Below are 13,589 nucleotides of genomic sequence, written 5' to 3' on the forward strand. Positions count from 1 at the left end.
CCTTATAATCGGCGATGGTCCTCTAAGCCGGAATGTCCCCGTACAATCGGATCTTCTTTCGTACCGCGTGGTTTTTCATCATGATCATTGAACGGTTTGGCATCGAATGCAATCCCGTCTGCCTTTTCCCCTTGATCGTGGTCGAGTTCACTGTCTTTTTTATACATATTCGGATAGCGCTCGTACGAATGTTTATCGACGTAAAGCAACAGTTTACCGTCGTCGATGGCTGAATAGTATTCCTCTGCCTCGGCATCGCTAAGACCCATATTACGCAGCTCATCGCGAATCCGGTCGCTGCCGTGAAGGAATGCTTTGACGCGGTCTAACCAATTGACATCTCGAATCCCAGACTCGGCGTTCACATCGGTGTGATAGCGCAATGCGGAAATTTCCCCGTCCCGCTTGGCTACGACATGCATATTTTTCTCCGCTTCCCCGGCCTTTTTGAGTTCGTTCACTTTGTCCATCACTTCTTGCTCGCTATGAAATAACCCGATCATTTTGCGGTCTGACATGGTCTGCCCCCTTTATCATCTCGTCTTACGATTAAATTGACATCACGGTATTAGTAATTTCCGTTCTGGCGAATGTTCAAACAAAAAACGCCATCTCACCTGAGACTGGCGTCATTAATAATAAATGGTCATCGTATCGTTCCCGAGATGGCAACGCGTGCTCTTCCAGACAAACTCGGCGAGTGTCCACAGCGCCATGAAGCCGCTAATCGCTAACAACACTAACGCGTAGATGGGCGTCAATTGAATCAAAAACGACCATCCGAGCGTGAACAGGAGCGGTTGGATCAGGATCACGAAGCCGACATACACGAGAATGATGAGCAGTGCGAACAAGATGCGCCGTCCAATCGTCTGAAAGTGGTGACGGAAGCGCGTCAGTAAACCGAAGACGGCACCGGTCAGTAAGACCGGCAGCACGAAGGCGAAGTAATCGAGCGGATACGAGGTCGTCGGTGCACTGAACAGCCGTAGACTGAACAAGTCGTCCATGACGAGCAACAGGTTGGCGTAAGCGAACGCGAGCACCATGCCGAGCAGCCAGCCGAACTGGTTCCAAATGCGGCGAGACGATTTGATCGCCTCGATTTTTGTGTAGGCGAGAAACGAGACGTCACGCTTTTCGATGTCTTGGAGTTCGAGCTGCGTCTCGTTCAATCGCTCGACGGCCCAGTCGAACTCACGGTTTGCCTGTACCTTCTCATGCATTTTAAGTTCGCCCGACTGCTCGATGATGGAGCGGTAACGACGACGATACTCGTCGTTCGTTTTTGGTTTTTCGATCAAGAACATCGCATAGGCGCGTGGGTCTTGACTCGTCAGGCCGTCGAGGGATTGACCGCTTCTTTCTGCTTGTTGAATATACCCGGCCAAACTGTTGAGCAAGCGCTCCGCTGTTGAGTTATCGTCTAACAGTTCAGACAGATGTGTTCGCACTTGTTCGTAAAATTGCTGTACGGTCGGGTCGTTCGATACATGTGGGTTCAGGACAATTCCTCTCTTCTATATAAAATGGTCATACAGACGGTTCGTCGTTATGGGAAAGTTTGAGCGATTCAAAGTCGCCTTGTTCGATGCTGCGAATCAAGATTTCACTTCCACCCATGTTTGTGGCGAGCGGAATCGAGTAGACGTCACAGAGGCGCATCAATGCACTCACGTCCGGCTCGTGGGGTTGGGCCGTCAATGGGTCACGGAAGAAGATGATCATATCCATCTCTCCACGGGCGACCGAGGCGCCGATTTCTTGGTCGCCACCGAGCGGTCCCGACTTAAAACAATGGACCGGAAGTCCCGTCGCTTCGGCGACACGTGTTCCGGTCGTTCCCGTCGCAAACAAATGATGTTTCTCTAATATGTGAGAATAAGCTTTGACGAGTACGATTAAATCATCTTTTTTCTTGTCATGGGCAATCAGGGCGATGTTCATCTTGACTCCTCCTTAAAAAGACTTCTTCTTAATTCGTATCATATTTGAACTAGAAAGACACGCCTTGTTTCTTGAGGGAAAATTTTCCTAGAAAATCATTTTCCCAGTTAATATTTATTCAAGGGTGATAATTGTCTATGTTTAGGCATATGAAAATGTTGGTATTTATACAGAGAGTCAAATAAATAGTAATCATTTCAAAAGAGATTGGAGGAAGATGTCGGATGAACGATACAACGTATAATTTCAACACGTTCATGTCTTGGTTGCCAGAGCTTTTGCTTGCACTTCTTGTCCTTGTCGTCGGTTTTATTTTGGCAAAAGTTTTGGAAAACGTGACACGTAAAGCGCTGCGTAAAGCACGCCTCGACGATCGTGTTGGTGTCAAACAAGAAGGGGAGCCTGATAAACCCGGAAGAGAAGAAAAGCGGTGGACACCTGAACGAATCATCGCGAAAGTCGTCTTCTTTGGAGTATTACTTCTCGCATTCTTAATCATCTTTGAATTTATGAACGTGCCAGCGATCACGCAGCCGTTTAGTCAAATCTATGAAGGCTTCTCAGGTTTAATTACCGGAGTCGTCAAAGCAGGTCTCATTCTACTCGTCGCCTGGATTATCGCGACGCTCTTGAAAAAAGCGATTCAAATGGCGGGTCATCGCCTCAACTTGAGCAAGTTGATGGAGAAGACAGGTCAGGAGTCGACAAGTGTCAACCAGACGAAATGGGTCGACACGGTCGCAAACATCGTCTTCTACTTGGTGTTGTTGCTAGCACTTCCTGCCGTCCTTGACGCGCTCGGTCTCCGAGGCATCAGTGGACCGTTTGAAGACTTGTTGAACAGCTTCCTCGCCTTCATTCCGAAACTCGTCGCAGCGGCACTCATCTTTGCGATCGGTTATATCGTCGCGAAAATTGTCCGCGATATTTTGACGAAGTTCTTGGAAGCGGCAGGACTCAACAAGTTTGCCGAGAAACTTCACTTGGCAGATTACGTGAAAGGGTCAAGCCTGGCGAAAGCGGTCGGTACGGTCGTCTTCATCTTGATCATGATCCCGGTCACAATCTCAGCACTTGAGGCACTCGACATTCGAGGCATCTCAGACCCTGCCATCTCCATGTTGAACAATGTCTTGGCCATGATCCCGAACATCATCGTCGCAATCGTCTTGATTCTCGCTGGTGTGTTCGTTGCCAAATGGCTCAAAGGGGTGGTCGTATCACTTCTTGAGAATTTGGGCGTCAACTCGCTCGCAAGCAAGATGGGTCTCGGTGGACGTTCGACATCATCGACGTCGATTGCTCAAGTAATCGGTACGATCGTTCAAATCATCATCATCTTGTTGTTCGTGTCGGAAGCCCTGCAAGTCGCTAACCTCGACTTCATGGCCTCGCTCGCAACTGCAATCTTTGCTTACTTGCCGATGGTCATTGCAGCCATCATCGTCTTGGCGGTCGGTTTCTGGCTCGCCAATATGGCAGAGCGTCTCGTCGGCAGCGTGCTCGTCGATGCGTCAGGTCAACCGAGCGTACTACGCCACGTCGCGAAGTATGCGATTCTCGGGATCGCCTTCTTCATGGCCATCAGTCAGCTCGGCATCGCACCGATGATCGTCAATACGGCGTTCCTGCTTATCCTCGGTGCTGTCGCCCTTGCGTTCGGCCTTGCCTTCGGTCTCGGTGGACGTGAAACAGCAGCTCGCTACTTGAAAAAAGCTGAGAAGAGCATCGACGAGACGGAAGTATCAAAAGAGGGTTTCGAACAAGAGAAAGCACAAATGAATCAAGAAGCCGAAGCTGCGAAGCGACAGGCGAAGCAAGGTATCGATCAGTCGAAACGTGAAGCGGATCAAACGAACCAAGAGTTGAAACGTGAAACGAATCGGACAACGGATGTGACGAACGTGGACGGTCCAGAACCGAACCCGTTCCATGAAAACATCACGCCAGAAGATAACCGTTCACCCGACGACAACGAAGGTCCACGTCGTCCATAATCAGTGAACTGAGCGAGTCTCTCTAGTGAGAGGCTCGTTTTTTGTGTTGTGAAAAAGGGTGATTTTTGGTCGATAAACAGAATGAGAGAAGTCGGTGAAGAATAGGAGGGGTCAAAGTGTTTGAACGCTTTCAAAATACGTTAATTATGAATTATATCATCGGTTCAGGGATCGCGGTGTTCGGTGTCGGGGGTCTGTTCATCTTCCAAACGCTCGAACTGTCCCGTGCTGAAGTGATATCTTTATTTGCCATCATGGCGGTGTCAGGTGTGGTCATGATCAGTCTCGAATTACTGATATATCGGCGTCACATCCGGCCGATTCGGAATGTCTTTCGAAGTGAGGCGCCTAGTTACGAAGCGCTTCAACAGGCGTTCGATCAGACGAGTCACTTTCCGACGTTGACAGTGAAGCGCATACTAGGACCTCATTTATTTGGTCTTTCAGTGCCGGCCATGAGCTTGACCGCATTGGCGATTCAACAAGACTGGATCAATTTGCCGTACCGTTTGATTGGAATGGCGGCTTTTGGGGCGGTATTGATCGCCATTTTACATGCGCTCATCGAGTTCTTTTTGACGTATCGGTCGGTCGAGCCGTTGTTGCTTCATTTACAAGATCAAAGTGAGCAACTGTACGATACACCGCTCCAGGCGTCGTACCAGTCAATTAGCGTCCGGACGAAGCTTTTGATCAGTATGCTCGTCATCGGGGTGTTTCCGGTCATGTTGTTCATTCTCGCTTCGGGCGTCCAACTGTCGACCGTCGAGCAAGTCGACGCATATTGGCGTTGGGCCGGGTTGATCTTGGTCGTGATCGTCGGTGTCGCGACGTTCAGTAGCCTGCTCCTATACGACAACATCAAGCGTCCGCTTGCCACGTTGACACAAGGGATCGAACAGCTCGATGCCGGCGAGCTGAAACCGATCGACAACCCGTACGCTGATGAGTTTTCGCAGCTGGTGAACGGGTTCAATCAGATGGTGAAGAACGTCAATGAACGTGAGGAAGAAAACGATCAACTGCTGAACAGCTTGTTCGTCTTGTTCGCGGCTACGCTCGACGCCCGTGATTCCTACACGGCCGGCCATTCGGAACGGGTTGCCGCCTATTCTGTCGAACTGGCATGTGCGTTAGGTTGGCCGCAGGCGCAGATTGAGCTACTCCGAAAATCGGCGTTGCTTCATGATATCGGGAAGATTGGGATTCGTGACGACGTTTTGTTGAAAGAAGGAAAGCTGACAGACCACGAGTTCGCCCAAATTCAAGAGCATCCGACAATCGGGATTCATATTTTGAATCAGATCACGTTGCCGGTCTCACTTCAGCCGCTCATGGCGGGTGTACGGTCACACCATGAACGAATCGACGGGAACGGCTATCCAGACGGATTGTCCGGTGAAGCTATCCCGCTCTTCGGCCGTATCATGGCGATCGCTGACGCCTACGACGCGATGACGTCAGACCGTCCGTATCGGCAAGGGATGCAAGTCGAGAAGGCGCTGTCGATTTTAGAGAGCGGGCGTGGCACCCAATGGGACGCGGCGTTCGTCGATGTGTTCGTTCAGCTGCGCCGTGAGGCGTTGTCCGCCTAAACGATAACAGGTCTGTCTCCGCGGAGACAGACCTGTTTGTCAGATGAACGTTTCGACGACGTACACCCCGAGGATGCCGCCGAGCACGACGAGCATCAAGTTGACGCGCAGCAAGGCGAGCATCGTGGCGAAGACGCCTCCGGCCAAGGCTGACGACAGGCTGCTCGTCGAATAGAGGATACCCGGGAAAATCAAGCTCGCGAGCACGGCATACGGCGTGAACAACAAGAAGCGCTTCAAGAGCGGCGGTAACTTCAAGTCGCGCAGCCAAAGGAGCGGCACGAGCCGCGGGACGTACGTGACGAGCGCCATAGCGAGGACGAGCAGGAACAGACTGATCATGTTACGCCCTCCTGTTCATAAAGCAGGGCGCCGACCCCGGCGGCGACGATTGTCGCGATGATGATACTCAAACCCGATGATAGCGGAATGAACGGGGCGACACCCCAATAGAGCACGACTTGGGTCACGACGGCAAGCGCCGCGACGACGATGACCGGTTTTCGCGTAAGCGATGGGACGAGCAATCCGATGAACATGGCGTACAAGGCGATGCCCATGCTCGCCTGGACTGACTGGGGGAGACCGAAAGCGAGAAATACGCCGATCCATGTCCCGACGTTCCAAGCGAAAAAGGCGATCAAGTTCAAACCGAGGACAAAATGGCCACGTGTCGCTTCGTTCCGAGTCGAGGCGACACTGAACGTCTCATCGGTCACCCCGAACGCGATGGCAGCCAGGAAACGGTTCGAGGTTGTTTCGATCCGTTGCGACAGCGAGGCCGACATGAGGAAATGGCGCAAGTTCAAAATGAACGTCGTCAAGACGATCTCCCAATACATCGAACCGGCCATGATCAATTGAATACCGATGAATTGGCTCGCACCGGCAAAGATAAATAACGACATGGCCAACGTGATGACGTTTGGCATGTCGAACGATTTGGCGAGGAGACCAAACGCGATCGCGATCGGAATATAACCGACCGCGACCGGGATACCGGCGCGCATCCCGGAGCGGAACGCGTCTTGGTTGGATAAGGGAGTAGCTTGCTGGATCGGGGTCGCCATCGGCTCTCCTCCTTTCAAAATAGGTGATGTCCATTCATTCGAGACGAAGGAATGGTTTCCTGCTCAAACGATTAAAAAATAGGGTATAGATAGGCGATAAGGAGAGTGAACATATGAGTCGAGCCGAAGAATTTATCGCATCGTACCACCGAATTGAAGATTATTTGAGCCGCGAGATGGGAGACGGACAACATTTTAGCTTCAGCAACATGGTCAACCGTCTCGCCAAGCATAATCCGATCATCGAGCGGTATAAAGAAGATTTGCACCAAATGAGTCAGCTACGCAATGCGATTGTCCACGAACGACGAGAGCCTGATTTCATTATCGCCGAACCGCACGACTCGATCGTCGAGTTGATGCTCGAAGTGGAGCGGGAGCTGTTGCACCCGCGTCAAGTCATCCCGCTGTTTCGTAAACTCGTGACGACGTTTAATGCCGATGACGCGTTAGTCGAGGTGCTCGGTGAGATTCGGGATAAAAACTATTCCCAGTTCCCGGTCTATAACACTGACGGCTCGTGGCGTGGTTTATTGACAAAAAAAGGAGTGACCAGCTGGCTCGCCGAGACAATCGACGGCCCGCACGTGTCACTCGAGGGCGTTCAAGTTAAAGACGTACTTCATCACGATCCGCACCTTCGTCGTTACCGTTTCGTTGCGAAGGAGACGTCTGTCATCGAGGCGCATCAACATTTCATCAACATGAAAGACGGTGTGCGCCTCGACGCGCTCTTGATCACCGAGACCGGGGAAGAGAGTGAACCGCTTCTCGGTATCATCCGACCGCAAGATATTTTATACGTGATCGGTTGAGGCCATGTGCTCGATCGCGACCTCGTATTGGGTGACGGTATTTCCGAGGACGACGGGCTTCACTTCAGACGTGCCGTCGTCCCGTTTTTTATGGGCGTGTTTATAGGCACCGCTGTCGCGCCAGTTTTCAAAGCTCGCAGCGTCGCGCCACGTCGTCATGATCACGACTTGATCTTTCGTTTCGTCAGACGTATCGGTCAACACTTGCATGCGGATAAATCCGTCCATCGTCTCGATTCCTTTTGTCGTTTGGAACCGGGCTTTGACCGCATCGACTTTCCCTTTTTCAACATCTAGTTTGTTCATCACAATCCACATCGAGATGTCCTCCTCTGCAAATTCGTACACGTCTAGTATACATGGGGCACCTCGCTTCCTAGCGACTAGATGCTCGGACTTAGTGTTTGGCCCACCAGTCTTCGAACGTCCAGTTGTTTTGCTTCATCGTCGTCGCTTCCTTCACACCGACGTAGCGGAGATGCCACGGCTCATAGTTGTAGCCGGTGATCTTTTCTTTCCCTTTTGGATAGCGAACGATGTAACCATAGCGGTGCGCGTTCTGGATCATCCATTTGCCTTCAGGTGTCTGATCGAACGAGGCGTATAGTCCCATCCGCATCTGTTGACTCGTCATATCGACGGCAAGCCCGGTTTGGTGCTCACTGTGGCCGGGACGAGCGACATACATCGAGGCATAGGCCGTGCCGCGAGCGTTGACCCAATAATTGTAGAGTGATTTTTGCGTGGCGTAGGACCGGTACGCGCTCAATGCGTAAAGCGTGTGTCCTTGTTTTCGGCCGTCATAGTAGAGACGAGCGAGCGCGTGCGCCGCCTCGGCAGCCATGAGCGTCCGTTCGCTTCCTTTCGCATAGACGGTCGGGATGGTGAGCGTGACGAGTTGACTGGACCGATAGGACGCGGACAGGCCATGTTGCTTGTTGACGAGCCGCAACCGCTCCGTTGACGTGAGTTTCGGGATACCGGCCTTTAGATTGCTCGATGGTGTGAAGTAGCGGGTGCTCCCGATGTAGACGTTCGACCAGCTTCGATTGTACGTTGTGTAACGGACGGGTGTGTTTGTGAGGAGTGTCTTGGCGACCGGTGACGATTGCATGGCCCGCCAGTATAGTTTCGTCGTCTTGATCGTGTAGCCGGGCTGAGGTGACGGGGTGGCGGCATAAGTAGACGAGGCGGTGAAGACGAGTACGAGGATGAGCAGCAGGCGGATGAGTTTCATTAGGACGACCCCCTTATGCATGGATAGTTTCCCTTTCCCTTTTTTTGAAATGATGAAAAGACGAGTGATTAGGGAATACTCAAACGACAGTCTCCGTCTCGTGACCCGATAGATGTACTGCCCCAGCCCGATGTGCCGGGGGGCTTAAACGAAGTAAACTGATTGTATAGACAAGAACTGTGCAACAGAAGAGAGGAGTGGACGCATATGGAACTTATTTTTGGCTTACCGTTGTTATTGCTCGTCCTATTCTTTGCCTTTTTGTATTTCAATATCAAAGGGTTATCGAATATGTGGAAAGACTACAACCGGACGAAATCGATGATCCCGCTCGGTTTTTTCATCATCGCGATCCTCGGAATCTTTACCGGGGTTTGGACGTGGCTCGTCATTTTGATCTACTACGCCGTTCGTCCGAAAGAGTGACTTGACACCGTGTGCGAAAGCGCATGGTGTTTTTGGTATACTGGGGACGAGGTGTTGTCATGGAGAAGTTGATCAAGGCGTGGTTCATCATCACGCTCATCACATTTATGTTATTCAAGCTCGGTGAAACGATGACGGCCGCCTATACGGAGCCAGCGGGCGAAGGAAACCCGTACCTGCTCGTCTTGTTGGTTGGCTGGCCGTTCGTCTTGTTGTTCATTTGGATCACCGTCCGGCTCGCCAGGAGAACGGTCGCGTCGGTGAACGGTCTCGCGCGGGTCGGCCTCTTCGCCGGGAGCATATTGATGGCGGGGATCGGTCTATACGTGAACTTCGGGCAGGCAAGTTCGTTGCGGGACGGGATACGAGCTTCTGAAAATGCGGCGTACGCGTCGGGTTGGAACCAGTTCACGAACATTATTTACGCGAATCAACTGACGTTTTTCGTGCTGACAGTCAGCTGTATGGCGCTCGGCATCGTCGTCTCATTCGTAACTTCAACTAAAGACGAGGAACAGCTCAAGTAGCCGTTCCTCGTCTTTTTAGGTCAGTTTGCTTTGGTAGAGGCGGGCGTAACGGTCGGCGGCGATGATGGCGTCGGCCACATCTTCAGGCGACACGTCGAAACCGCTATGAATCGTTTCCCCTTCAGCGGTCGCTGCTTGACCGACTTTCAAGATATCTTCTCGTGACGCGTCTTTTAGTTTCACGTCTTCGAGTGTGACCGGCAAATCGAGCGCCATGTAAAGGGCGACGTACCGTTCGAACTCGGCTTGCGTCCGTCCTTCAAGCGCGAGCTGGACGAGTGTCCCGAACGCGACTTTCTCACCGTGCGTCAAATGATGGATCTCCCCGTCTAAGGCGGTGAAGCCATTATGGATGGCATGGGCTGCCGCCAATCCACCGCTCTCGAAACCGAGACCGCTCAATAGCGTGTTCGCTTCGACGACATCTTCAAGCGCCGGCGTGACGACTTTTGCTTTTACCGATTCATAGGCCGGAATCCCATAATCGAACAACACTTCTTCACAGCGCTTGGCGATCGCTTCGGCGGCGATCGTCGGGACGCCGCCTGCCATCGTCTTGCCACCGAACGCGAGGACACTCCGGACCTCGACCCACGTCGCGAGCGCGTCGGCGATCCCTGAGGCGAGGAAGCGGGCCGGGGCCTCGGCGATCAGTTTCGTGTCAACGAGGACCAAATCGGGATTCTTCTTATAAAACCGGTAACTCTCAAAATTACCTTCATCCGTATAGATGACCGAGAGGGCACTCGTCGGGGCGTCAGTCGAGGCGATGGTCGGCACGATGACGATGCGGGCATTAAGCGCATCGGCGACGGCTTTGGCCGTGTCGAGCGTTTTCCCGCCGCCCATGCCGATGACGAACGCCGTCTCGTTCGCTTCTGCCGCCTTGGCGATCCGTTCGATCTCGTGACGTGACGCCTCCCCGACAAAGTCGGCTTTCTCGGCGTTCACACCGCTCGACGTCAACGAGGCGGTCACCCGTTCCCCGATCAAGCTCCAGACGATATCGTCAGCGATGAGAAGTGCCTGTGAACCGAAATGCCCGACATACTCTCCGATCCGGTCAATCGTATTCTTGCCTTGCACATACTTTGCGGGACTGATGAAAACGCGTTCTGACATATTCAACATCCTTTCTCAAATGAATGTGGCGATAGGACAACATGTGTCTGTTCCCGATTTAAGGCGTGTTTCAAACGAACAATCATGTGACATCTCAGCGAAGCGAGGTCACATGTTCGTCCACATTCCACCGAGTACTACGAGGACGACAATCAAAGCGGCGACAGCGAGAAATCCCCATTCAAGTATCGATTTGGTCACGATGGTTCCCTCCTGATGACTGATAATCCGAGTATAACGAGTTCAGACGCCGTTCCTGTTTCAAAAAAATGACCAGGTCAAAAAAAGAGTGACGTCTCGTCGTGTCGAGCGTTCGATGGTTTGAATCGAACCACAACGGGAACATTTAATTCGTATGCTTATTTCAGAAGGAGGAAATCACATGTCTAAACACGTACTGATCGTCACGACATCTGCCAATAAATTAGAGAACGGCCACGAAACAGGGTTATGGCTCGGGGAGTTCGCTGAACCGTACCTTTTGTTCGAGAAACAAGGCTACAAAGTAACGATTGCTAGTATCGAAGGTGGAGACGTGCCAATCGATGCGAACAGTCTAGAAGACGGATTACCGGAAGAAATCTTAAATACGAAAACCTTGTTGAAAGATACGGTCCGTCTTGATCAAGTAGCGGATGAGACATATGATGCTGTCTTCCTTCCAGGCGGACACGGGACAGTCGTCGACTTCCCAGGAAGCGAGACGTTACAGCGTGTCGTTCGAGACGTATACGAGAGCGGCAATATCGTTGCAGCTGTCTGTCACGGCCCGATCGGCCTCGTCAACGTCAAGTTGAGCAACGGCGAACCACTCGTGAAAGGTAAGCGCGTGACTGGATTCACGGATGCTGAAGAAGTCGAGATGCAACTCGATTCAGCTGTACCGTTCTTGTTAGAGACGGCACTTCGTGAGAAGGGCGGAGATTTTGACAAAGCTGACAATTGGGCTGTCAACGTCGCCGTCGATGATCGCCTTGTCACGGGACAAAACCCGCAGTCTTCTGAGCAAGTCGCGGAAGAAATCGTAAAAATTCTAGGATAATGATGCGAACGACCTAGGTCTTGACCTAGGTTGTTCTTTTTTTTGGACATATGTCCTTTTCAAGCATTTTATTCTCGCGTACAGTCAGACGAGGAGAATAGGAGGTAAGTATGGGAATCATTTTTGCAGTACTCTCAGGCACGTTCATCGCGTTACAAGGCATCTTTAACGCAAAGCTTGGTTACGCAGTCGGGGCCTGGTTGTCCGTCACGATCGTCCACTTTGTCGGACTCATCCTCGCTTTGGGCATTTATGCGTTCAAACGTGATGCAGACATGACGGCGTTCCGGCGTGTGCCATGGTATTACAGTTTAGGTGGGTTGTTTGGCGTCTTCGTCGTCTTTGGAGAGCTGACGGCCATCCAGCGACTCGGTGTGACGTGGGCAATCTGCGTGTTGCTCGTCGCCCAATTGATCGGGGCGTTCCTTATCGATTTGAACGGTTGGTTCGGGGTGAAGAAGAAGCCTGTCAATCAAGGTCAGATCATGGGACTCGCCTTGATGGTTGTCGGTATCGGGATTTACACATTCACGTGAGGAGGGGTGACATGGGGGTTGAAGCTGCGTTAACACGCCTTAACTGGCACCATCTTTTTTCGACGGAGACACTCGCGGCGTCGTCGATCGTGACATTTCCAACCGGTGCGATGTTGTGTGCGAACGATCAAACGATTGAGTCGTTGTTCGTCGTTTTAGAGGGACGCGTCAAAATTTATACGTTGAGCGAGGAAGGGAAACTGAGACTCTTGCGGTTGAAGACGGCGCCGTCTTTGATTGGCGATATTGAGTACGCCAGCGGCCGGGACGTCCTGCATACGGTCGAAGCGGTCGGGGCGGTCACGTGTCTGCGCATCCCGTTTGAAGCGCTGCGGACGCATAACCGGACGATCGAGTTCACGGAACATCTGCTCCGCGGGGTGTCGGAAAAGTTATTTATTGAGGCGAACGCCTCCTCGAATCATCTGATGTCAACGCTTGAAGAGCGGTTAGCAGGCTATCTCGTCTCACTCAGTGCGTCAGGAAATGAGTTGTTCCAACAAGAGATGAGTCAGTTGAAACGGAAAGAAGTCGCCGAATGGCTCGGGACGAGCTATCGCCACTTGAATCGGACGCTGCAGGCGTTCGCGGACGAGGGACTCGTCGAACGGAGTCGGACGAAAGTGACAATTCTCGATGCGAAACGATTAAACGAACGTGCCAATGGCATGGTGTATGAATAAGGAGGCAGTTCATGTTAGTAGGAATCATTTGTTCAGCGGTGGCTGGCGCGTTCATCAGTGTACAAGCGGCGGTCAATGCCAAAATGAACGTGTATTTAGGAGCTTGGGCGACGACCGTGCTCGTCTTTATCGTCGGATTCATCGGCTCGCTCGTCCCGCTCGCACTTTTCGGCGGAAACATCCGCGGCGTGTTCGACATTTCACCGATTTATGCGCTCGGTGGTTTGCTCGGTGTCGGTGTCGTATTTTGTGTGATGCGCAGCATCCAACTGCTCGGCCCGACATTATCCGTCTCGATCATTCTCGTGTCCCAGTTGATTTGGGCACTCGGCGTCGATTTCTTCGGGGCGTTCGGTATGCCGCGGTTATCACTGTCACCAGGCCAAATCATCGGGTTGATGATCTTGCTACTAGGCGTGATTGTATTCAAACAAGCTCAGGCGGCAGCAATCGAACATCAAGCGACGGAACAGGCTACTTCACAATGAAGTGGCTTTTTTTGTGAGCAAAACGGGTACAGGTGGATAATGAATGTCTGATATGATGAGATGGAGTAGTACGAAATATACGTAGAGGTGATGAAAAAAGTGGA

The 13,589-nt window shown here is 51.9% G+C and carries 17 protein-coding genes; 9 read left to right on the forward strand and 8 right to left on the reverse strand.

Annotation, left to right across the window (positions count from 1 at the left end; translation table 11 throughout):
* Positions 1 to 2: 2 nt before the first annotated feature.
* From EVJ29_RS11255 to EVJ29_RS11265, 3 genes are all read right to left on the reverse strand, one after another.
* On the reverse strand, positions 3 to 518 hold the full coding sequence (locus EVJ29_RS11255) for a general stress protein (RefSeq protein ID WP_070328054.1): 516 nt from the start codon (positions 516 to 518) through the stop codon (positions 3 to 5).
* A gap of 114 nt (positions 519 to 632) precedes the next feature.
* Entirely contained in the window at positions 633 to 1,454 is an 822-nt protein-coding gene (locus EVJ29_RS11260; RefSeq protein WP_070328055.1) for a hypothetical protein, read from the reverse strand.
* A gap of 79 nt (positions 1,455 to 1,533) precedes the next feature.
* A complete protein-coding gene (locus EVJ29_RS11265) occupies positions 1,534 to 1,947 on the reverse strand; it encodes a methylglyoxal synthase (RefSeq protein ID WP_131465822.1) in 414 nt (137 codons plus the stop codon).
* A gap of 224 nt (positions 1,948 to 2,171) precedes the next feature.
* Here EVJ29_RS11265 and EVJ29_RS11270 point away from each other — a divergent pair, with 224 nt between their 5' ends.
* Positions 2,172 to 3,944, forward strand: coding sequence for a mechanosensitive ion channel (locus EVJ29_RS11270; protein WP_131465824.1), 1,773 nt, complete (start codon positions 2,172 to 2,174; stop codon positions 3,942 to 3,944).
* Between the two features lie 116 nt (positions 3,945 to 4,060).
* Positions 4,061 to 5,539, forward strand: coding sequence for an HD domain-containing phosphohydrolase (locus EVJ29_RS11275; RefSeq protein WP_131465826.1), 1,479 nt, complete (start codon positions 4,061 to 4,063; stop codon positions 5,537 to 5,539).
* Between the two features lie 39 nt (positions 5,540 to 5,578).
* On the opposite strand, the gene EVJ29_RS11280 is transcribed toward EVJ29_RS11275, so the two are convergent.
* Positions 5,579 to 5,881: an AzlD domain-containing protein gene (locus EVJ29_RS11280; protein ID WP_070328058.1), complete on the reverse strand. Its 303-nt coding sequence runs from the start codon at positions 5,879 to 5,881 to the stop codon at positions 5,579 to 5,581.
* A complete protein-coding gene (locus EVJ29_RS11285; protein WP_131457852.1) occupies positions 5,878 to 6,609 on the reverse strand; it encodes an AzlC family ABC transporter permease in 732 nt (243 codons plus the stop codon). The genes EVJ29_RS11280 and EVJ29_RS11285 overlap by 4 nt, the downstream gene beginning before the upstream one ends.
* Positions 6,610 to 6,722: 113 nt before the next feature.
* On the opposite strand from EVJ29_RS11285, the gene EVJ29_RS11290 reads away from it, so the two are divergent.
* A complete protein-coding gene (locus tag EVJ29_RS11290) occupies positions 6,723 to 7,424 on the forward strand; it encodes a CBS domain-containing protein (protein WP_131457851.1) in 702 nt (233 codons plus the stop codon).
* Here EVJ29_RS11290 and EVJ29_RS11295 read toward each other — a convergent pair.
* A complete protein-coding gene (locus EVJ29_RS11295) occupies positions 7,407 to 7,742 on the reverse strand; it encodes an antibiotic biosynthesis monooxygenase (protein ID WP_070328061.1) in 336 nt (111 codons plus the stop codon). The genes EVJ29_RS11290 and EVJ29_RS11295 overlap by 18 nt on opposite strands.
* 79 nt (positions 7,743 to 7,821) lie before the next feature.
* Positions 7,822 to 8,661: a M15 family metallopeptidase gene (locus tag EVJ29_RS11300; protein ID WP_131465828.1), complete on the reverse strand. Its 840-nt coding sequence runs from the start codon at positions 8,659 to 8,661 to the stop codon at positions 7,822 to 7,824.
* A 207-nt stretch (positions 8,662 to 8,868) separates the two neighbouring features.
* Between EVJ29_RS11300 and EVJ29_RS11305 the strand changes: the two genes are divergently transcribed.
* Both EVJ29_RS11305 and EVJ29_RS11310 read left to right on the forward strand, forming a co-directional pair.
* A complete protein-coding gene (locus EVJ29_RS11305) occupies positions 8,869 to 9,087 on the forward strand; it encodes a hypothetical protein (protein ID WP_016507949.1) in 219 nt (72 codons plus the stop codon).
* 59 nt (positions 9,088 to 9,146) lie between these two features.
* Positions 9,147 to 9,614 (forward strand): hypothetical protein, encoded by a 468-nt coding sequence (locus EVJ29_RS11310; protein ID WP_131465830.1) that lies wholly within the window; start codon positions 9,147 to 9,149, stop codon positions 9,612 to 9,614.
* A gap of 15 nt (positions 9,615 to 9,629) precedes the next feature.
* On the opposite strand, the gene EVJ29_RS11315 is transcribed toward EVJ29_RS11310, so the two are convergent.
* Positions 9,630 to 10,736, reverse strand: a complete 1,107-nt coding sequence (locus EVJ29_RS11315; protein ID WP_070328064.1) for a glycerol dehydrogenase — start codon at positions 10,734 to 10,736, stop codon at positions 9,630 to 9,632.
* A gap of 382 nt (positions 10,737 to 11,118) precedes the next feature.
* Here EVJ29_RS11315 and EVJ29_RS11320 point away from each other — a divergent pair, with 382 nt between their 5' ends.
* The 4 genes from EVJ29_RS11320 (at position 11,119) to EVJ29_RS11335 (ending at position 13,485) form a co-directional block, all read left to right on the forward strand.
* Positions 11,119 to 11,778, forward strand: a complete 660-nt coding sequence (locus tag EVJ29_RS11320) for a type 1 glutamine amidotransferase domain-containing protein (RefSeq protein ID WP_071398770.1) — start codon at positions 11,119 to 11,121, stop codon at positions 11,776 to 11,778.
* Between the two features lie 110 nt (positions 11,779 to 11,888).
* A complete protein-coding gene (locus EVJ29_RS11325) occupies positions 11,889 to 12,314 on the forward strand; it encodes a DMT family transporter (RefSeq protein ID WP_070328066.1) in 426 nt (141 codons plus the stop codon).
* Positions 12,315 to 12,325: 11 nt separating this feature from the next.
* Entirely contained in the window at positions 12,326 to 12,997 is a 672-nt protein-coding gene (locus tag EVJ29_RS11330) for a Crp/Fnr family transcriptional regulator (protein WP_083274036.1), read from the forward strand.
* Positions 12,998 to 13,008: 11 nt separating this feature from the next.
* A complete protein-coding gene (locus EVJ29_RS11335) occupies positions 13,009 to 13,485 on the forward strand; it encodes a DMT family transporter (protein WP_131465832.1) in 477 nt (158 codons plus the stop codon).
* The last annotated feature ends 104 nt before the right edge of the window (positions 13,486 to 13,589 follow it).

Origin of the sequence: Exiguobacterium sp. SH4S7, assembly GCF_004336795.1 — a bacterium.
Lineage (GTDB): Bacteria > Bacillota > Bacilli > Exiguobacteriales > Exiguobacteriaceae > Exiguobacterium > Exiguobacterium aurantiacum_A.